We start from the raw sequence: 18,594 nt of genomic DNA, 5'->3' as shown, positions 1-18,594 counted from the left end.
ATTGCGGGCTTTTTTGTTTTCACCGATCGAGGCGCGGAGGGCGCGACAGACGGTGCGTTCGTCGGCGGTACGAACCGCCTGCCTGTGCTTTCATTTCCACAACAACGGAAATCTGGTCAGAAGTCTGATGTATTCGGCGTATTAGGGATTGCCCCGAGGCGCTATGATACCGGCCTGACATCAGCGCCCACCGTTGCGAAACCTGGCAAAACGGCATCCGGGCAGGCTGGGGTGCCTTGCATTCGCCGTTCGCGAGACGAACAAGGCGTTGACTGAAAAGAACGATATTCGGCCAGTAATCGATGATTGAAAACCTGCAGGAATCAGTTTCTCTGCGGCGCGCGTGCGCGTCGCTGGCCATGGCGGCGTTGCTCGCGGGGTGCGCGTCGCAACCGGATGCGATCCAGCGGAAAACCGGCTGGATGCGCGCGGAAGTCGCCGACTCCTATGTGTATGCGTATCCGCTCGTGCTGATGGACGTCGCGAAGGAAGCGGCGACGGGCGGCGACGGCGCGCAACCGGGGCAGGCGCCGCTCAACACGCTGCGCCACGCACAGGCGCTGCCGCCCGTCGGTGCGGTCAATCCGCCGCTGCCGGGCGTTGACACGCTCGACTCGACCGGCTGGCTCGACGTGACCGCCGAACCCGTGATCGTCACGTTGCCCGACACGCGCGGCCGCTACTGGGACGCGCGCGCGCTCGACATGTGGACGAACGTGCTGTGGTCGGCGTCGAGCGTCGTGCCGCGCGGTGCCCGCGGTGCCGTGCGATCGCAAACGATTGCCTTCGCCGCGAAGGACTGGCAAGGCACGCTGCCGAAGGGCGTGCTGCGCGTCGACGTGCCGTCCGCCAATGCGTGGCTCGACGTGCGGCTGCAGACGAGCGGCGGGCGCGACCTCACGAACGTGAAGAAACTGCAGCGGGCGATCCGCGTGGTGCCGCTGTCCGTCTACACGGGCGCCGAGCGCGGCGCGTCGGTCGCGGTGCATGCGGGCAGCGCGCCGTCCGAAGCGGTGGGCGGCGGCACGCCGGCCGAGCAGGTGGCCGCGCTCGACCCGAAGGCGTTCTTCGCACGCTTCGCGCAGGCGCTTCAGGACAATCCGGCGCCGGTCGACGACGCGCACGCACTGGAATCGCTCGGCGACATCGGCGTGACGGCCGGCTACCCGGTGCTGTGGACGGGCGACCGCCTGACGGCCGCGACGGCCGGCGTCGCCGAGGCGCGCGCGCGGCTCGCGGCGGCGCCGTCGAACCTGCTGAACGCGAACGGCTGGAGCTGGATCGGCGACACGGCCGGCAAGTACGGCCAGGACTACGCGCTGCGCGCGTATGCGGCCTACACGCAGTTCGGCGCCGCGACGCGCGACGACGAGACGCTCGCGGTCGTCCGCGTCGACAGCGACGGCCACCCGCTGAACGGCGCGAACCGCTACGTGCTGCGTTTCGCGCCGGGCGCGCTGCCGCCGGCCCGCGCGTTCTGGACGCTCACCCCCTATATGACGAACGGCGCACTGCCCGACGTCGGGTCGGCGCGCCGCTCGCTCGGCGATCGCGACCGGCTGCGCCGCAACCACGACGGTTCGATCGACATCGTCGTGTCGGCATCGCCGGGCGGCGCGCATGCGGGCAACTGGCTGCCGGCGCCGCGCACCGATTTCGCGCTCGCGTTGCGCCTGTACGCGCCGAAGCCGCAGGCGAGCGACGGGTCGTGGATGCCGCCCGTCGTCGTCCGGAAATGAACGGTTGACCGCCACCGTTGTCCGACCGGCGGGCGCGGTGGTGGCGCCCGAACCCCGTATCGTCACCTCCTGAGCCTATACTTTCGGGATAGCGTGCGCGGCCGCCCGGTTGTCCGGCGCGGCCCGGCATCCATTCCCGAGGCATTCAAGCATGGCAAGCCCAGACAAAGAAACCGTATCCTCGACCCTCCATGCCCTCGGCGGTGTTGCACGCTCGCGCCGTGCCCGGCGTATCGGCATCGGCGTGCTGATCTTCCTCGTATTGTTCGGACTGCTCGGGTTCTTCGCGGCGCCGCCGCTGATCCGTCACATCGCCGAACAGCAGCTGAGCAAGCAGCTCGACCGGCCGGCCACGATCCAGCGGATCGCACTGAACCCGTACACGCTGAACCTCGAAGCCGACGGCATCCACCTCGGCGAGCGCGGCGGCCAGGGCGACTTCATCGACATCGGCAAGCTCGTCGTGAGGCCGTCGTGGTCGTCGCTGTTCCGCGGTGCGCCGATCGTCAACGAAATCCGGCTCGACTCGCCGCGCTTTCACATCGTCCGCTACGACGCGCAGCGCTTCAACTTCACCGACCTGATCGAGAAGTTCTCCGCGCCGTCGCCGAAGCCCGAAAGCAAGCCGACGCAGTTCTCGGTGTCGAACATCCAGGTGAACGACGGCCGGATCGATTTCGACGACCGTCTGCTGAACGAAAAGCACGTGGTCGACAACTGGACGCTCGGCATTCCGTACATCGCGACGCTGGCCTCGAAGACCGACATCTTCGTCGAGCCGAAGCTGCGCGCGCGCTTCGACGGCAGCCCGCTCTCGATCGACGGCAAGACCAAGCCGTTCGCGCAGTCGCGCGAATCGGAGATCGCGCTGAAGTTCGACGGCCTCGACGTCCCCAAGCTGATCTCGTACGTGCCGGCGAAGCTGCCGGTGGCCGTGACCAGCGGCCTGCTGAGCAGCAACCTCACGGTCAATTTCGTGATGAGCGGCGAGACGCCCGCGCTGCGCGTATCGGGCACCGTCGACCTGAGCGACGCGAAGGTGACGGACCATGCGTCCGCGCCGCTGTTCGCCGCGCGCGGCGTGCACGTCGCGGCGGCCAGCCTCGAGCCGCTGCGCAACGCGATGCACTTCGACGAGATCAAGATCGACCAGCCGGTGGTCGACCTGTCGCGCGACAAGCAGGGCGTGCTGAACGTCGAGAAGCTCGTCGCGCAGCCGGCTGCCGCCCCGAAGGCCGAAGCCGGCAAGCCGGCCGCACCGGGTGCCGCCGCCGCGAAGGAAGCGCCGCCGCTCGACCTGACGATCCGTCATTTCGCGATCGACGGCGGCACGGTCAACGTCGACGACCGCGTGCCGGCGACACCGACCGCGATGTCGCTGACGAAGCTTGCCGCGACGCTCGACGGCTTCTCGCTGCAGGGCAAGACGCCGGCGAAATACACGTTGTCGACGTCGCTGTCGCGCGGCGGCGACGTGACGGCCGAAGGCGCGTTCAACCTGGCGGACAAGCAGGCCGACACGAAGCTGACGGTCGCCGCGCTCGCGCTGCCGGCGCTGCAGCCGTACCTGGGCGAGGCGACGCGTGCGCGCGTGCTCGACGGCACGCTCGGCGCGACCGTCAACGCGAAGACCGACTGGGGCAAGACGCCGCTCGCCGCGGAAGTCGCCGACAGCACGATCAGCCTGAAGTCGCTGAAGATCGCGACGCCGGACAACAAGGCGCCCGCGATCGTGCTGCCCGACGCGAGCGCGAAGATCGCGAAGGTCGACGTCGCCGCGCGCACCGCGGAGATCGCGAGCGTCGACGCGAGCGGGCTCGCGCTCGACGTGAAGCGCCTGAAAGACGGCAGGATCGACCTCGCCGCGCTGGCCGAACCCGCGCAGGCGTCGGTGCCGAAGCGCACGGTCGCGCGCAAGGCCGAGGCCGCCGCGCCGTCGTGGCACTACCGGATCGACGCGCTGAACGTGAAGGATTCGTCCGCGAACTTCACCGACCTGTCGACGCCGCGCCCGGTGAAGCTGGCGATCAAGCCGCTGGAACTGTCGGTGCAGAAGCTGAGCGACGACCTGACGAAGCCGCTGCCCGTGCAGCTGAAGGCGACGCTGAACCGCAAGGGCTCGCTGAACGTGACGGGCGACGTGACCGCGCAGCCGCTGAAGGTCGGCCTGAAGATCAACGGCAACCGCCTCGACGCGGCCGCGTTCGAGCCGTACTTCGGCAGTGCGCTGAACGCGACGATCGCGAGCGCGCTGCTCAACGCGCAGGGCAACCTGACGTTCGCGCAGGTGAAGGACACGCCGCGCGCGACTTATCGCGGCGACGTCGCGCTGGTCGACGTGCGGATGCTCGACAAGGCGACGTCCGACCCGTTCGCGGGCTGGCGCTCGCTCGCGCTGTCGAACCTGAAGGCGAACTACGACGAGAAGGGCACCGACGTCGACGCCGCGCGCGTGACGTTCTCGAACTTCTACGGCCGCGTGCTGCTCGATGCGCAGGGGCGTCTGAACCTGAAGGACGTGGTCGCGAAGGAGACGGGCCCCGCGCAGTCGCTCACGCGTGACGCGAGCAAGGGCGAGCCGGTGCCGCTGTCGCCGCAGGCCGCGTCGGCGCCGGCCGCCGCGCAGCAGGCATCTGCGCCCGCACCCGCGTCCGCGACGGTGGTCGTGAAGGCCGCGACGCCGCCGCAGAATCCGGTTCGGATGCACTTCGGCGAGCTCGTGCTGCAGAACGGCCGCGTGACCTACACGGACAACTTCATCAAGCCGAACTACACGGCGAACCTCGTCGCGATCAAGGGCACGGTCGGCGCGTTCGGCACGGATTCGACGACGTCCGCGCCGGTCGACGTCGCCGCGAACCTCGCGGGCAACGGGCCGATCTCGATCAAGGGCTCGGTGAACCCGCTGATCGAAAAGCCGGCGCTCGACCTGACGGCGACCGCACACGACATCGAGCTGACCAACCTGACGCCGTACTCGGCGAAGTACGCCGGTTACCCGATCACGAAGGGCAAGCTCAACGTCGATCTGCACTACCAGCTCGCGAACGACCAGCTGTCGGCGAACAACCACATCTTCATCGACCAGCTCACGTTCGGCGATCGCGTCGAGAACGACACCGCGACGAAGCTGCCGGTGAAGCTCGCGATCTCGCTGCTGAAGAACACGCGCGGCCAGATCGACGTGAACCTGCCGGTGTCGGGTTCGCTGTCGAATCCGGAATTCAGCGTCGGCGGGCTGATCTGGCACGCGGTGCTGAACCTGATCGCGAAGGCCGTCACGTCGCCGTTCACACTGCTCGCGAATGCATTCGGCGGCGGCGGCGAGGACCTCGGCTATGTCGAGTTTGCGCCGGGCTCGTACGAGCTGACCGACGCGCAGCAGAAGAAGCTCGACACGGTCGTGAAGATGCTGACCGAGAAGCCGTCGATCCGCCTCGACCTGATCGGCCGTGTCGATCCGGCCCAGGACACGCCGGGGCTGCGCGACGCGTACGTCGAGCGGCTGGTGCGCCAGCAGAAGCTGAAGGACGTGGTCGGCCAGGGCGAAAGCGTCGATCCGATGTCGGTGAAGGTCGACAAGACCGAATACACGAAGTACCTGACGCGCGCGTACAAGGCCGCCGACTTCAAGAAGCCGCGCAACCTCGTCGGCCTGCAGAAGACGCTTCCCGATGCGGACATGAAGCAGGCGCTGGCCGATCACGCGCCGGCCGACGACAACGCGCTGCGGGCGCTCGCGCAGCAGCGTGCGCAGGCCGTGCGCCAGTACCTCGACGGGAAGATCGATTCGAGCCGCGTGTTCGTCGTCGCGCCGAAGCTCGACGCGAAGGGCATCTCGGACAAGGGCGCGACGACCCGCGTCGACTTCGGGCTGCAGTAAGCCTTGCCGCCATCCGCCGCCGCGCCCGCACCTGCTGGGCGCGGCGGTTTTTTTCAGCGCGCGGCGATCGCCGGTTCGCGCTTGTCCAGTTCCTTCCTCGCGGCCAGCGGCAGACGGGCGTCGTCCCACTGCGTCAGCCATTCGATTTCCTTCGCGGTGAACACCTGTCCGTAGTTGCGCAACGCGTACTGCAGCGCGTCGACGACGTGGTGGCGAATGATTTCGGGGGTACGTGCATCGTCCAGCACGAACCGGAGAGCTTCCAGGGTCGACATACTCGTGCTCCGGGTCAGGGAAAACCCTTTATCACACGCCAATAGTCGCGGGCCAAGCCGAAAAAAATCCGGTTGCACGCGTTGGCCCCCGAACGGCATCGCATTGCGACCGCGTCATGTCACTTGCGATTGGTTACGTTTGACAGAGAACAGAAAGCCCCGCTTCATCCGGTCGCCGCACGATCCGGCGATATTTTGCGCGCCTGATGGCAAGTCGTGCAGTTCAACGTCAATCGATGAGGTGGGGTGATGATTTCCAGGTTCGTCAAGCAACGAAAAATGGCGGTGATGGTGGCGGGCGCGCTGGCGCTCGCAAGCGCGGGCGCGTATGCGGCGCAGCAGGATGGCAACAGCCAGGGCGAGAACGGCGGCAATGCGCGCCGCGTGGTGAAGCACGTGCTGCTGCTCAGCGTCGACGGTCTGCACGAGCAGGATCTCGCGCGCTGCATCGGCGCGAACACGTGCCCGAACATCGCGGTGCTCGCCAAGAGCGGCGTGACGTACGCGAATGCGTACACGCCGGGCCTGTCGGATTCGTTCCCGGGCCTCGCGGCGCTCGTGACGGGCGGCTCGCCGAAGACGGCCGGCCTGTTCTACGACGTGTCGTATGACCGCAACCTGTATGCGCCGGGCGATACGACGTGCTCGGGCAAGCAGGGCTGGAACGTCGTGTTCGACGAAACGACGGGCATCGACGCGATCAACGGCGGCAAGCTCGTGCACCTCGACGGCGGCGGCGCGTTCAACCCGCAGGCGATTCCGCATGCGCGCGTGAACGGCCAGTGCGTGCCCGTTTATCCGCACAACTACGTGAAGACCAACACGGTGTTCGAAGCCGTGAAGGCCGGCGTGCCGAACGCGCACACCGCGTGGGCCGACAAGCACGCGTGGGGCTACGACTGGCTGAACGGCCCGTCGGGCATCGGCGTCGACGACATGATGCGCACCGAGATCAACTCGATCGACCCGGCGACGAACACCGACTACACGGACGTCTATTCGCACACCGCGCGCTTCGACAACCTGCACGTGCAGGCACTGCTCAACCAGATCGAAGGCCGCGATTCGACGGGCACGAAGCGCGCGCCGGTGCCGACACTGTTCGGCGCCGACTTCCAGACGCTGAGCGTCGCGCAGAAGTCACCGGTCGCAAAGGGCGGCGGCTATCTCGATGCCGACTTCACGCCGAACGGCCAGGTCGCGAACGCGATCACCTACGTCGACAACTCGATCGGTCATATCGTCGCGGCGCTGAAGCAGGCGAACCTGTACGCGTCGACGGCCGTGATCGTCACGTCGAAGCATGGCCAGTCGCCGACCGATCACACGAAGCTCGTGAAGAACGGCGACACGCTGACGAAGCTGCTCGAAACGAACAATTACCTCGATCCGAACGGCAACTTCGGCCAGAACAACACGACGACGGGCAACCTGAACGACGGTTCGGGCCTGGTCGGCACGGGCTTCGTGCAGACCGACGACGTGGGCCTGATCTGGCTGCGCGACCGCAGCCAGCGCACGGCGGTGGTCGAGACGCTGAAGGCGAACCTGGGCTGCAATGCGCCGGGGATCTGCGCGAACGGTCCGCAGGCGTATGTCCTGCATGGCGCGGCGCTGGCCGACCGCTTCGGCGATCCGGCCAACGGCCGTACGCCGGACATCATCGTCCAGCCGAATCCGGGCGTGATCTACACGGCGAGCACGAAGAAGGACGAGGAGCACGGCGGCAACGCACCGGACGACAGCCATCTCGGCTTGCTCGTGTCGTATCCGGGCATCCACCGCGCGCGCACCGTGAACGACCTCGTCGGCACGAAGCAGGTCGCGCCGACGATCCTCGAACTGCTCGGCGCCGACCCGCGCCTGCTGCATGCGGTCGTGGCCGAGAACACGCGCGTGCTGCCGGGGCTCGGGATCGGGCGCTGACGCGGCAGGCCGGATGTCGCCGCCGGGCGGCGTCCGGCGCCGGGCGCGCGTTGCCGTGCGGCGGCGCGCGCCGTTCGCTTTCGAGGCGACGTCGTGCCGCCCTACGCGCGCCCCGATTCGTCCAGCATCCAGTCCCTGAATCGCCGCAACGCATCGCTCGTGTCGAGACGCTCCGGCGCGTAGCAGAGGTAATGTCCCTGCGCGTCCACGTCGACCGGTGCGTCGAACGGCTCGACCAGCGTGCCCGCCGCGAGATTGTCGAGAATCAGGAAACGCGGCACGAGGGCGATCCCGAGCCCCGCCTGTGCGGCCTGGATCAGCACCGAATACTGCTCGAAGCGCGGCCCGGCCAGCGCGTTCATCTGCGATGCGCGATGACGCTCCGCCCATGCGGACCACGCGATCTCCGCCTGCTCGTGCACGAGGCGCGGCGCCGTCGCCGCGTCGGCGGGCGCGTGCAGCGCATGCCGGTCGGCGAATTCGCGCGAACAGACCGGCACGAAGGTTCGCCCGCCCAGATAGTCGCTTCGCACACCTTCCCATCCGCCGTCGCCGTAGCGGATCGCCGCGTCGAGTCCGAAAGGAAACACGTCGCCGGGTGCGAGATGGCGGCGAAAGCTCAGCGTGACGTCCGGCGCCGTGGCGAGAAAGCGCGTGAGGCGCGGCAGCAGCCACTTGGTCGTGAACGTCGGCACGCTCGCGATCGTCAGCAGGTCGCTGTTCTCGCGCGCGCTCAGCAGTTCGATCGATGCGTTGCCGATTTCGCGCAACGGCCCGACGACGCGTGCGTGATACACCTGGCCCGCACGCGTGAGCGCGAGGCCGCGCCCCTCGCGCACGAACAGCTTCACGCCGAACAGGGCTTCGAGGTTCGCGATCTGCCGGCTGACTGCGCTCGGCGTCAGGCCCAGCTCGCGGGCCGCGTAGGAGAAGTTCAGGTACTTCGCAGAGGCGGCGAATGCGTGCAGCTCCGCCACGTTCGGATACAGGTGCTTCATGGCGGGCTGTTCCGTCCTTGCACAGGTCGATGCGCGCTTTTTACGTTTTTTTCATGACGATGCCATGTCGAAACCGCACACTGCGCCGGCTTCGACAACGCAAGCGGGCCCCGTCCGGCGGGCGTCGAGCGAGGCATTCCCCGATCGTCAGCGAGTGAGTTCATGCATCCGTCAACCGCCCCGGCATTGGCCGACGGTGTTCCGATTCGTCGTAACAGACCGGCCTGTCCGCGCGTCGGCAGGCTGTTGCTGCAGGCGCTGCTCGCGGTGTTCGCGCTCTACCTGCTGTTGCCGATCGCGTTGCTGCTGATCGGCGCCGTGGGCGAATCGTGGACGAACACGCTGCTGCCCACCGGTGTCACCGGGCACTGGTTTGCCGACCTGGCTGCGAACCGGAGCTTCACCCGCGCGTTCGGCGTGAGCTTCATGGTGGCGCTGGCGTGCTGCGCGCTCAACGCGGTGATCGGCCTGCCGCTCGCGTATGCGCTGCATCATCGCGCGCAGGCCGGCGGCGGGTTCGCGACGCGCGTCGTGATGCTGATGCCGGTCGCCGTGCCGGCGCTGACGCTCGGTTTCGGCTACATCGCGATCTTCAGCGGCGACACGCTGCCGTGGCTCGGCACGTTGCCGTTGATGATCGCGGCGCACGCGGTGCTGACGTTGCCGTATCTGCTGCAGACGCTGCTCGGCGACCTGCGCCACCTCGGCCTCGCACGGCTCGAGGCCTGCGCGGCGACGCTCGGCGCGACGCCGCTGCGCCAGTTCGTCACGATCGTGCTGCCGAACCTGCGGCACAGCCTGTTTTCCGGCCTCGTGATGGTCGCCGCGCTGTCGATCGGCGAATTCCAGATCTCGAACCTGATCGCCGGCTTTCGCTACCGGAACTATCCGATCGTGCTGCTGCAGGCGTTCTACGGCGCGACGGGGATGGCGTGCGCGGCCACCGTCGTGCTGCTCGTGCTCGCCGTGCTTGCGACGCTCGTGTCCGTCGGCACCGTGCAACGTCTGAAATGAGCCATCCATGAGTCTCGAATTCGAACACGTCAGCTTTCAGTATCCGGGCGCCCGTCATGGCGTCGACGACGTCACGCTGTCCGCTGCGCAGGGCGAACTGCTCGCGGTGATGGGGCGCAGCGGGTCCGGCAAATCCACGCTGCTGAGGCTCGCGGCCGGGCTGCTCGACGGCTGGCGCGGCCGCATCGCGATCGGCGGTGCCGACGTGGCCGGCGTGCCCGTGTGGCGGCGCGAAGTGGGGATGGTGTTCCAGCACTACGCGCTGTTCCCGAACCTGTCGGTCGTCGACAACGTCGCGTACGGGTTGCGGATGCGCGGCGTGGCGGCCGGCCTTCGGCGCCGGCGCGCGCTCGACATGCTCGAGCGGGTCGGGCTGTCGGCCCATGCGACGCGCGGCGTCGCGATGCTGTCCGGCGGGCAGCAGCAGCGCGTCGCGCTTGCGCGGGCGCTCGTGATCGAACCGAAGCTGCTGCTGCTCGACGAGCCGCTCGCGGCGCTCGACGCCGGCATCCGCCATCAGTTGCGCGACGAGATCCGCGCGCTGCAGCGCGCGTGCGGCGCGACGACGTTGTTCGTCACGCACGACCAGGACGAAGCGCTGAGCATGGCCGACCGCGTCGCGATCGTCGACGGCGGCCGCGTGCTGCAGGCCGGCACGCCGCGCGACCTGTACGAGCGCCCGGCCACCGCGCAGGTCGCGCGCTTCGTCGGGCATTCGACACTACTGCGCGGGCGGGTACTCGCGCACGGCGAAATCGACGTGAGTTTCGCGACGCTGCATGCGGAAACGGGCGCGCATCGCCCGGGCGAGGACGTCGCAGTGCTGGTGCGGCCCGAGCACGTGCAGGCCGATCCGCCGGCGCAGAGCACGAACCGCATCGAAGGCCGTCGCGGGGAAGTGCGTTATTTCGGCGCGACGCAGCGTTACGACTTCATGCCGGACGGCTCGGCCGACGTGCTGCTGTGCGAAGGGCGCGAACCCGCCGCGCGCAGCATCGCGGTCGACCCGCGCCATCTGCTCGTGCTGCCGGCATCGCCGGACGCGCACTGATCCCTTTCGTTCAACGGAGATTCACGATGCTTGCAGGCTCCCCTCTTGTGAAGGCCATGCGCGCCCGCGTGCTGGCGCTGTGCGCGCTCGCGGCGCTCTCTTGTGCGGCAGCGCAGGCCGCGCCGCTGTATCCGGGCGAAGACGCGCTGTACGCGAAGGCCGCCGACGAAGGGCTCGTCGTGTCGTTCGATACCGGCCCCGAATGGGCGAACTGGAAGGCGCTGTTCGCCGAATTCCGCAAGCGCTATCCGAAGGTCGAGATCACGTACAACGACATCGGCTCGGCCGCGACCGTCGTCGCGCTCGACAAGTCGCGCCGCCGTCCGCAGGCCGACACCGCGTACTACTTCGCGGCGTCGGCGCTCGATGCCGCAGGCAAGGACGTCGTCGCGCCGTTCCGGCCGGTCAACTTCGACAAGCTGCCGGGCGTGTTCCGCGCGGCTGACGGCCGCTGGTTCGCCGTGCATTCGCTGAACATCGCGTTCCTCGTCAACCGGAAGCTCGTCAAGAACGTGCCGCAGCGCTGGTCCGACCTGCTGAAGCCCGAGTACCGCAATGCGGTGGTCTATCTCGACCCGCGCTCGACCGGGCAGGGCCAGGTCGCGGTGTTCGCGGCCGCGTATGCGAACGGCGGCAGCGTCGAGAACCCGAAGCCGGGCGCCGACTTCTTCGGCAAGCTGAAGCAGGCCGGCAACGTGCTGCGCGTCGAGGGCACGACGCCGTACGCGAAGTTCGTGAAGGGCGAGATCCCGATCCTGATCGGCTACGAGAACGACGGCCTCAAGGCGAAGTACGCGGACGGCATGGGCGATGCGGCCGACGTCGTGCTTCCGCAGGACGGCAGCGTATCGGCGCCCTATGCGATGAGTCTCGTGAAGAACGGCCCCAACCCGTCCGCCGCGCAGCTCTGGCTCAACCTCGTGATGAGCGACGTCGGGCAGGCGCTGTTCGCGCAAGGCTATGTGCGCCCGGCGGTGCCCGGCACGCCGGTCGCCGCGGAGGTCGCGGCGAAGCTGCCGAACGCGCCGCAGGTGCGTCCGCTCGATGTCGCGAAGGCGGCGGCGCGCAAGGCCGAAGTCGACCAGCTCTGGTCGCAGGCCACGCTCGGCCAGTAAGGGGCGCGGGATGCACGCTTCCTTACCGGAACGCGGTGTATTGCGCCGCTTCGGCGCGCTGCCCGCGGCGGCCTTGCTCGCGGTGTGTTTCGTGCTGCCGCTGGCCGCGTTGGTCGAGGCGGCGTGCGCGGACGGTGGCCGCGCGTTTGCGGCGGTGTGGCGCGATCCGCTCGTCGCCGACGCGATCGCGCGCTCGCTGGCGTTGGCGATCGGCGCCGGCACGTTGTCGGTCGGCGTGGGCGTGCCGGTCGCATTCGCGCTGGCCGGGCAGTCGCCGGCGCGGCGCCATTGGTCGCTCGCGCTGCTCGGTGTACCGCTCGCGTTTTCCGGGCTGGTGATCGCGTACGGCTTCATCCTCGCCTTCGGCCGCGCGGGCTTCGTGACCACGCTGCTGGCCGCGCTGGGCGCCGATCCGACCGTGGTCGGCGGCGCGATCTACACGATGCCGGGGCTCGCGGTCGCGTACGCGTACTACCTGATCCCGCGCGTCGCGCTGATGATCTACCCGGCGCTCGCGAATCTCGACCGGCGGCCGCTCGAGGCGGCGCTGACGCTCGGCGCGCGGCCGTGGCGTGCATGGCTCGACGTTGCATGGCGCGAGCTGTGGCCGTCGGTCGCGTCCGCATGGTGCCTCGTGACCGCGATCGCGCTCGGTACCTACGGCACGGCGATCGCGCTGGCCGGCACGCAGATCAACATCCTGCCGCTGCTGATGTACCTGAAGCTGTCGGACGGGCAAACCGATTTTTCGCAGGCGGCTGTGCTGTCGATCGTGCTGACGGCGATCTGTACCTGCGTTCTGGCACTGGGGGAAGGTCTTGTTCGCCAACGACGTCATTGAATGCGTGTGGTCCGAGCCGGCGCGCGATGCGCTCGCGCGACTGGCGCAGCGGCAACGCGGCACGCGCAGGCACCGGATGCCGGTCGGCCTGATCGGCCCGCGCGACGCGACGGATGAGCAGATGCGCACCGCGGAACGGATTGCGCACGCGGTCGCGTCGACGGGCGTCGCGCTCGTCGGCGGCGGCAAGCAGGGCGTGATGGAGGCCGCCGCCCGTGGCGCGCATGCGGCCGGCGGCTGCGCGATCGGGCTGTTGCCCGAAGACGATGCGACGCTTGCGAATCCGTACCTGAGCGTCGCGCTGCCGACCGGGCTCGGCATCACGCGCAATGCACTGGTCGCGCGAGCGTCGCTCTGCCTGATCGCGGTCGGCGGCGGGCTCGGCACGCTGTCCGAAATCGCGCTCGGGCTGCAGTGGGGCAAGCCGGTGTTCACGATGTGCGGCGCGCCGCAGGTGGCGGGCGTCGAGTGCTTCGACGAAGCGGACGGGCTCGTCGTGCGGGTTGCCCAGTGGCTGGCCGATTCGGCATAGCGCCGACGGGCGCGCGTCGGGCACGGGCTTGAAATGACCGGCGCAACCCGCCATATTGGCTAGGCATCACCCGTTCAACGACGTACCGAGAGGATCGTTCATGCGCCTTCTGCTTGCCCTGCTGCTGCCGTGGTTCCAGTTTTTCACGATCGGTCGCCCGATCGCCGGGATCATCTGCCTGGTCCTGCAACTCACGATCATCGGCTGGCTGCCGGCCGCGATCTGGTCGGTGTATGCGTTGAGCCAGTACAAGACCGACCGCAAGATCGACGCGGCGTTGCGCGAGCGGCGCTGACGCAGGCGGCCACGGGCGTCGCCGCTCGCCGTGGCTACCGCCGGTTACTGCGGCGGCGGCCCGTCCAGTTCCTCGGCCCGCGCGAACAGCCAGTCGACGAACGTGCGCAACGCCGGATCGTCGTCGTTGCGATACAGGCAATGAAACGGCGGCCCTTCCAGGTGGACGTCCGGAAACAGGGCGACGAGCCGGCCGCTCGCGAGAGCGTCGCGCACCACCGCGCGCGGCGCGAGGCACACGCCGAGCCCGCTCGCGGCGGCCTGGACCAGCAGGAAGAACTCGCGATAGAACGGTCCGCGCAAGGTTTCGGTGACGTCCGTGCCGGCCTGGTGGAACCAGTATTGCCACGCCTGCGGCAGCCCCGCGTAGTGGAGCAGCGGCGCGCTGCGGAGGTCCGCCGGCACACGCGCCTGTGCGAGCACCGGATGGCCGGGCGCGCACACGGGTAGCGCGACGTTCGCGAGCAGCGGGCGCGACACGAAGCCCTTGCGGCGCAGCTCCGGCGTATAGCGGCGGATCACGATGTCGCACGTCTCGTCGATCTGGTCGCGCTCCACGTCGGCACTCGTGACGAGCTGCACGTCGATGTCGGGATGCGCGGCCTGGAACACGGCCAGTTGCGTCAGCAACCATCCATGCGCGAATGACACGGACGCATTGACCCGGACCGAATGGCCGCCGACGGGCTCGAACATCTGCCCGGTCGCCTGTGCGAGCCGGCCGAGGCAGCTCGCGACGTCGACGAGGTAATGCCGCGCGCGCGGCGTGAGCCGCAGCGAACGCCCGTCGCGTTCGAACAGCTTCTGCCCGAAGAACGATTCGAGCACGCGGATCTGCTGCGCGATCGCGCTCTGGGTCACGTTCAGTTCCTCGGCGGCGAGGGTGATGCTCTGCAGTCGGCCGGCAGCTTCGAAGCTGCGCAGCGCGTTCAGGGGCGGCAATCGGCGCATCGTGAGATCGCGAAGAAAAGCTACACAGTGGGTCAAAAAATGTCGTTTGTCGCGGCTTGGGCGCGTCCCTATGATGGCGCCGACAGGAGAAAACCGCGATGACGATCATAGCGCCACCCGATTGCCGATCAACCGGAATTCGCCGCCGTTTTCGCGACCGGCGCACGGCGCGGCGCGCGATGCGCCGCGTGGCAGCGGTGCCGCCGGTGCGCGGCCGCGGTGCGCTGGCGCTCGCCTGCGCCGGGCTGCTCGCGATGCTGGCCGGGTGCGCGGCGAAGCCGCAGAACGAACGCCAGATCGGCAGCGGCGGATCGCTGGTGCGCTACAGCTCCAGCCAGACTGAAGTCGACCTGACGGACCACGAGCAACAGACGCTGCGCATGATGACCGATCGCCGCTATGCGGGCGCGACGCAGGCGCGCACGCTCGACGCGGTGGCGGCCGTGCTGCGCGCGCAGGGCTATGCGCCGGTGACGGTCGACCGCGACATGGGGCTGATCGAAGGCGGCCGCAGCAACACGCTGATTCCGAAGTGGCGGCAACTGCTGCGCGGCGCGCTGAAGGCGAAGATCGGCGGCTTGCCCGCGAAACCGGATCACGAGCGCGTGGCCGCCGTCGTTTCGGTCCGCGTCACATCGGCGCGCGACGCGATCGTGCGGGCGCGCTTCGACCGCACGGTGTGGGACAGCAACGGCGATTCGCGGATGAAGACCGTCGTCGAGCCCGATTGCTACCAGACCTTCTTCGGTGCAATGGACAAGGCGATGTGCACGACGTCGTGCGAGCGGTGAGCGGCACGCACGTGCCGAGGCGGGGAGGAATGGAGGGGGGCTGCCGCCCGACGGCGGGCGGATGCGCGAGCCGGGGCGCGCGGCGCGCAGCACGAAGGCGCCTGCGAGAAAACGGCCGCCCGGATCGTCGTTCGACCGGGGCGACCGCTTCGCTTACTTCACGGCAAACAGCGTCAGATTCATGAAGATCTTGAACGCATAGCCGAGCGTGACGGCGCCGATCACGCCGCCCGCCCACAAGACGACGAACCACATCCAGCCGCGCATTCGCGGCCGTGGCGCCTCGGGTGGACGATCGGCGGAATCAGTGGTGGTAGTAATGCTGGTCTTCATGGCGCACCTTGCCTCGGAATACCCAGTAACCCATCGTCGTGTAGGCGATGATGATCGGGAGGATAACCGCTGCGCCGACCAGCGTGAAGGTCTGGCTCGAACGCGGGGCCGCCGCTTCCCAGATCGTCATCGTCTGAGGAATCGCATACGGGAACAGCGTGACGAGCAGGCCGACATAGCCGAGCAGCACCAGCGCCAGCGCGAGCACGAACGGCGTCATGTCGTGCCGGTCGCGTACCGCACGGCGCATCCACACCGCGCACCCGGCGACCAGGAACGGCACCGGCAGCAGGCGCCAGAACAGCCCCGAATCGAACCAGCGCTGCGCGATGGCCGGATCCTGCAGCGGCGTCCACAGGCTGACGACCGCGATGAAGCCGAGCAGCACGACGGTCAGCGGCCATACGACGCGATGCAGGCGGCGCTGCAGGTCGCCTTCGGTCTTCGCGACGAGCCAGCAGCAGCCGAGCAGCGCATAGGTCACGATCAGGCCGAGGCCCGTCAGCAGGCTGAACGGCGTGAGCCAGTCGAATGCGTCGCCTGCGAACACGCCGTCCTTCACGTTGATGCCCTGCAGGAACGCGCCGAGCGCGATGCCCTGGAACAGCGTCGCGCCGGCCGACCCGCCGATGAACGCGAGATCCCACAGCTGTTTCGTGCGTCGCGCCTTCGCGCGAATCTCGAACGACACGCCGCGGAAGATCAGGCACACCAGCATGAAGATCAGCGGCAGGTACAGCGCGGACAGCACGGTCGAATAGACGATCGGGAACACGGCGAACAGCCCGGCGCCGCCGAGCACGAGCCATGTCTCGTTGCCGTCCCACACGGGTGCGACCGTGTTCATCATCAGGTCGCGTTCCTTCTCGTCCGGGAAGAACGGGAAGACGATGCCGATGCCGAGGTCGAAGCCGTCGAGCACGACGTACATGAAGAGCCCCAATGCGATGATCGCGGCCCAGATTACGGTGACGTCCATAGGTTTTCTCGTTTGCGAAAGGGGGGCTCAGACGGTTTCGAGCGGCTCGTCGACGGCCGACATCGGGCGGCGCGCGGTGTGATCGGGGCGCGTGCCGGGCGTGTCGTCGTGCTTCGCGTCGGGCAGCGCGGGGCCGGCCTTCATCAGCTTCAGCATGTAGTACACGCCGGTGCCGAACACGAGGAAGTACACGATCACGAACGTCATCATCGACAGGCTGACCTGCTGCACCGACAGCGGCGACACGGCCTGTGCGGTACGCATCACGCCGTAGACGACCCACGGCTGGCGGCCCGCTTCGGTCGTCACCCAGCCCGCGAGCAGCGACACGAAGCCGGTCGGGCCCATCACGAGCGCGAAGCGCTGGAACCCCTTCGATTCATACAGGCGGCCGCGGCGGCGCAGGAACCACGCGAGCGCGGCAAGGCCGATCATCGCGAAGCCGAGGCCGACCATGATCCGGAAGCTCCAGAACACGACCGTCGAATTCGGCCGGTCTTCCGGCGGGAATTCCTTCAGCCCGCGGATCTCGCCGTCCCAGCTGTGCGTGAGGATCAGGCTGCCGAGGTGCGGCACTTTCACTGCGTAGCGCGTCGTTTCCGCCTTCATGTCCGGGATGCCGAACAGGTTGAGCGGCGTGCCGCCCTTTTCGGTTTCCCACAGCCCCTCGATCGCGGCGATCTTCGCGGGCTGGTGCTTCAGCGTGTTGATGCCGTGCTGGTCGCCGATCACGGCCTGCAGCGGCGCGAGCACGAGCAGCAGCCACAGCGCCATCGAGAACATCTTCTTCACGCTCTTGTCGCGGCGGCCCTTCAGCAGGTGCCACGCGCCCGTCGCGGCCACCACGAGCGCGGCGACGATGAACGCGGCGATCGCCATGTGGAACAGGCGGTACGGGAACGACGGGTTGAAGATGATCGCGAACCAGTCGGTCGGCACGACGCGGCCGTCAACGATCTCGAAGCCCTGCGGCGTCTGCATCCAGCTGTTCGACGCGAGGATCCAGAACGTCGAGATCAGCGTGCCGATCGCGACCATCAGCGTCGCGCCGAAGTGCGCGCGCGGGCTGACGCGGTTCCAGCCGAACAGCATGATGCCGAGGAAGCCGGCCTCGAGGAAGAACGCGGTCATGACCTCGTACATCAGCAGCGGCCCGGTGACGGCGCCGGCGAAGCTCGAGAAGCCCGACCAGTTCGTGCCGAACTGGTAGCTCATCACGACGCCGGAGACGACACCCATCCCGAACGCGACCGCGAAGATCTTCGACCAGAACAGACAGAGGGTTTTGTAGTACTGCTTGCCGGTCCTGAGCCAGCGGTATTCGAGCACGGCGATGAAGCTGGCGAGGCCGATGCTCAACGCCGGAAAGACGATGTGAAAGGAGACGGTAAACGCGAATTGCAGGCGGGCCAGATCGAGGGCCGAAAGTGCGGTGTCCATACCAGATGACCGAAGCTGACGATACCCGCCGGCGGGTGCCGGCGGACCCCGGCAGACAGGCGTCGGGGTTGGCTGGAGTATGTGCCGCGATGTTGCACCGCGAAATGCGCCAACTCGTCGCAGATGTCCAGCCTGTCGCGCGTGATTGCGGGATAAATCGTTGATTCGTATCAAGAAGGCCGTTCGCGGCGCACGCGGGTGCGGCGTGGCGCTCTGACGCACGTGCGTCAATATGGCGCGTCGCGTCATCGGAACGGTTCCGGCCATGCGTAAATCGCGCGGCGGGCAGTCCGCGCGCGGCGCCAGGTGCAGCCGATCCGTTTCGGCGCATTAACGCGTAACGGACGCCGGCGTACCGGCGGGCCGTCGCGGGGAGCGGTGTCACACGGGTAACGTCGCGCAACATTGGCGTGGCCGCCGGTAATGGATGCC

16 protein-coding genes are annotated in these 18,594 nt (G+C 68.2%); 10 read left to right on the top strand and 6 right to left on the bottom strand.

Annotation, left to right across the window (positions count from 1 at the left end; all coding sequences use genetic code 11):
• Positions 1 to 302 precede the first annotated feature (302 nt).
• Both OHZ10_RS17755 and OHZ10_RS17750 read left to right on the top strand, forming a co-directional pair.
• Positions 303 to 1,739, top strand: coding sequence for a DUF1254 domain-containing protein (locus tag OHZ10_RS17755; protein WP_342705453.1), 1,437 nt, complete (start codon positions 303 to 305; stop codon positions 1,737 to 1,739).
• A 151-nt stretch (positions 1,740 to 1,890) separates the two neighbouring features.
• Positions 1,891 to 5,622: a DUF748 domain-containing protein gene (locus tag OHZ10_RS17750; protein WP_342705452.1), complete on the top strand. Its 3,732-nt coding sequence runs from the start codon at positions 1,891 to 1,893 to the stop codon at positions 5,620 to 5,622.
• A gap of 53 nt (positions 5,623 to 5,675) precedes the next feature.
• On the opposite strand, the gene OHZ10_RS17745 is transcribed toward OHZ10_RS17750, so the two are convergent.
• Positions 5,676 to 5,897, bottom strand: a complete 222-nt coding sequence (locus tag OHZ10_RS17745) for a hypothetical protein (protein WP_059238606.1) — start codon at positions 5,895 to 5,897, stop codon at positions 5,676 to 5,678.
• A gap of 249 nt (positions 5,898 to 6,146) precedes the next feature.
• Here OHZ10_RS17745 and OHZ10_RS17740 point away from each other — a divergent pair, with 249 nt between their 5' ends.
• Positions 6,147 to 7,823 (top strand): alkaline phosphatase family protein, encoded by a 1,677-nt coding sequence (locus OHZ10_RS17740; RefSeq protein WP_342705451.1) that lies wholly within the window; start codon positions 6,147 to 6,149, stop codon positions 7,821 to 7,823.
• Between the two features lie 101 nt (positions 7,824 to 7,924).
• Here the strand turns inward: OHZ10_RS17740 and OHZ10_RS17735 are convergent, their stop codons facing one another.
• Complete coding sequence (locus OHZ10_RS17735) at positions 7,925 to 8,821, bottom strand: LysR substrate-binding domain-containing protein (RefSeq protein WP_342705450.1); 897 nt, start codon at positions 8,819 to 8,821, stop codon at positions 7,925 to 7,927.
• Between the two features lie 162 nt (positions 8,822 to 8,983).
• Here OHZ10_RS17735 and OHZ10_RS17730 point away from each other — a divergent pair, with 162 nt between their 5' ends.
• The 6 genes from OHZ10_RS17730 to OHZ10_RS17705 all read left to right on the top strand — a co-directional run bounded on the left by OHZ10_RS17730 (position 8,984) and on the right by OHZ10_RS17705 (position 13,669).
• Positions 8,984 to 9,835, top strand: coding sequence for an ABC transporter permease (locus OHZ10_RS17730; RefSeq protein WP_342705449.1), 852 nt, complete (start codon positions 8,984 to 8,986; stop codon positions 9,833 to 9,835).
• Between the two features lie 7 nt (positions 9,836 to 9,842).
• Positions 9,843 to 10,886, top strand: a complete 1,044-nt coding sequence (locus tag OHZ10_RS17725) for an ABC transporter ATP-binding protein (RefSeq protein WP_340625611.1) — start codon at positions 9,843 to 9,845, stop codon at positions 10,884 to 10,886.
• Positions 10,887 to 10,912: 26 nt separating this feature from the next.
• On the top strand, positions 10,913 to 12,001 hold the full coding sequence (locus tag OHZ10_RS17720) for an extracellular solute-binding protein (RefSeq protein ID WP_342705448.1): 1,089 nt from the start codon (positions 10,913 to 10,915) through the stop codon (positions 11,999 to 12,001).
• A gap of 10 nt (positions 12,002 to 12,011) precedes the next feature.
• Positions 12,012 to 12,842 (top strand): ABC transporter permease, encoded by an 831-nt coding sequence (locus tag OHZ10_RS17715; protein ID WP_342705447.1) that lies wholly within the window; start codon positions 12,012 to 12,014, stop codon positions 12,840 to 12,842.
• Positions 12,843 to 12,918: 76 nt separating this feature from the next.
• Positions 12,919 to 13,374, top strand: a complete 456-nt coding sequence (locus tag OHZ10_RS17710; protein WP_155627300.1) for a TIGR00725 family protein — start codon at positions 12,919 to 12,921, stop codon at positions 13,372 to 13,374.
• 100 nt (positions 13,375 to 13,474) lie between these two features.
• Complete coding sequence (locus tag OHZ10_RS17705; RefSeq protein WP_048023552.1) at positions 13,475 to 13,669, top strand: YqaE/Pmp3 family membrane protein; 195 nt, start codon at positions 13,475 to 13,477, stop codon at positions 13,667 to 13,669.
• A gap of 44 nt (positions 13,670 to 13,713) precedes the next feature.
• On the opposite strand, the gene OHZ10_RS17700 is transcribed toward OHZ10_RS17705, so the two are convergent.
• Positions 13,714 to 14,619, bottom strand: coding sequence for a LysR substrate-binding domain-containing protein (locus tag OHZ10_RS17700; RefSeq protein WP_342705446.1), 906 nt, complete (start codon positions 14,617 to 14,619; stop codon positions 13,714 to 13,716).
• Between the two features lie 179 nt (positions 14,620 to 14,798).
• On the opposite strand from OHZ10_RS17700, the gene OHZ10_RS17695 reads away from it, so the two are divergent.
• Positions 14,799 to 15,410, top strand: a complete 612-nt coding sequence (locus OHZ10_RS17695; RefSeq protein ID WP_342705445.1) for a hypothetical protein — start codon at positions 14,799 to 14,801, stop codon at positions 15,408 to 15,410.
• A 153-nt stretch (positions 15,411 to 15,563) separates the two neighbouring features.
• Here OHZ10_RS17695 and OHZ10_RS17690 read toward each other — a convergent pair whose 3' ends face one another.
• The 3 genes from OHZ10_RS17690 to OHZ10_RS17680 are packed head-to-tail and all read right to left on the bottom strand — an operon-like array spanning position 15,564 to position 18,162.
• The gene (locus OHZ10_RS17690) at positions 15,564 to 15,743 is read right to left on the bottom strand and encodes a hypothetical protein (RefSeq protein WP_034187692.1); all 180 of its coding nucleotides are present in this window, start codon (positions 15,741 to 15,743) and stop codon (positions 15,564 to 15,566) included.
• Positions 15,715 to 16,722 carry a cytochrome d ubiquinol oxidase subunit II gene (gene cydB / locus OHZ10_RS17685; RefSeq protein ID WP_034187693.1) on the bottom strand — a complete coding sequence of 336 codons (1,008 nt, stop codon included), beginning with the start codon at positions 16,720 to 16,722 and terminating at the stop codon, positions 15,715 to 15,717. Before cydB ends, OHZ10_RS17690 begins: the two co-directional genes overlap by 29 nt.
• Positions 16,723 to 16,749: 27 nt before the next feature.
• Positions 16,750 to 18,162: a cytochrome ubiquinol oxidase subunit I gene (locus tag OHZ10_RS17680; RefSeq protein WP_256087080.1), complete on the bottom strand. Its 1,413-nt coding sequence runs from the start codon at positions 18,160 to 18,162 to the stop codon at positions 16,750 to 16,752.
• Between the last annotated feature and the right edge of the window lie 432 nt (positions 18,163 to 18,594).

The sequence above is a fragment of the Burkholderia arboris genome (assembly GCF_038723655.1).
Taxonomy (GTDB): domain Bacteria; phylum Pseudomonadota; class Gammaproteobacteria; order Burkholderiales; family Burkholderiaceae; genus Burkholderia; species Burkholderia arboris.
Note: the sequence above shows the minus strand (reverse complement) of the source record. Positions and strands in the feature narration are given on the sequence as shown.

Excerpts from the sequence above, each read along its gene's own strand:
- OHZ10_RS17695 (WP_342705445.1), top strand. The coding sequence starts at position 14,799 with ATGCGCCGCGTGGCAGCGGTGCCGCCGGTGCGCGGCCGCGGTGCGCTG.
- OHZ10_RS17755 (WP_342705453.1), top strand. The coding sequence starts at position 303 with ATGATTGAAAACCTGCAGGAATCAGTTTCTCTGCGGCGCGCGTGCGCG.
- OHZ10_RS17750 (WP_342705452.1), top strand. The coding sequence starts at position 1,891 with ATGGCAAGCCCAGACAAAGAAACCGTATCCTCGACCCTCCATGCCCTC.
- OHZ10_RS17725 (WP_340625611.1), top strand. The coding sequence starts at position 9,843 with ATGAGTCTCGAATTCGAACACGTCAGCTTTCAGTATCCGGGCGCCCGT.
- OHZ10_RS17735 (WP_342705450.1), bottom strand. The coding sequence starts at position 8,821 with ATGAAGCACCTGTATCCGAACGTGGCGGAGCTGCACGCATTCGCCGCC.
- OHZ10_RS17730 (WP_342705449.1), top strand. The coding sequence starts at position 8,984 with ATGCATCCGTCAACCGCCCCGGCATTGGCCGACGGTGTTCCGATTCGT.
- OHZ10_RS17680 (WP_256087080.1), bottom strand. The coding sequence starts at position 18,162 with ATGGACACCGCACTTTCGGCCCTCGATCTGGCCCGCCTGCAATTCGCG.
- OHZ10_RS17745 (WP_059238606.1), bottom strand. The coding sequence starts at position 5,897 with ATGTCGACCCTGGAAGCTCTCCGGTTCGTGCTGGACGATGCACGTACC.
- OHZ10_RS17710 (WP_155627300.1), top strand. The coding sequence starts at position 12,919 with ATGCCGGTCGGCCTGATCGGCCCGCGCGACGCGACGGATGAGCAGATG.
- OHZ10_RS17720 (WP_342705448.1), top strand. The coding sequence starts at position 10,913 with ATGCTTGCAGGCTCCCCTCTTGTGAAGGCCATGCGCGCCCGCGTGCTG.
- OHZ10_RS17705 (WP_048023552.1), top strand. The coding sequence starts at position 13,475 with ATGCGCCTTCTGCTTGCCCTGCTGCTGCCGTGGTTCCAGTTTTTCACG.
- OHZ10_RS17700 (WP_342705446.1), bottom strand. The coding sequence starts at position 14,619 with ATGCGCCGATTGCCGCCCCTGAACGCGCTGCGCAGCTTCGAAGCTGCC.
- cydB (WP_034187693.1), bottom strand. The coding sequence starts at position 16,722 with ATGGACGTCACCGTAATCTGGGCCGCGATCATCGCATTGGGGCTCTTC.
- OHZ10_RS17740 (WP_342705451.1), top strand. The coding sequence starts at position 6,147 with ATGATTTCCAGGTTCGTCAAGCAACGAAAAATGGCGGTGATGGTGGCG.
- OHZ10_RS17715 (WP_342705447.1), top strand. The coding sequence starts at position 12,012 with ATGCACGCTTCCTTACCGGAACGCGGTGTATTGCGCCGCTTCGGCGCG.
- OHZ10_RS17690 (WP_034187692.1), bottom strand. The coding sequence starts at position 15,743 with ATGAAGACCAGCATTACTACCACCACTGATTCCGCCGATCGTCCACCC.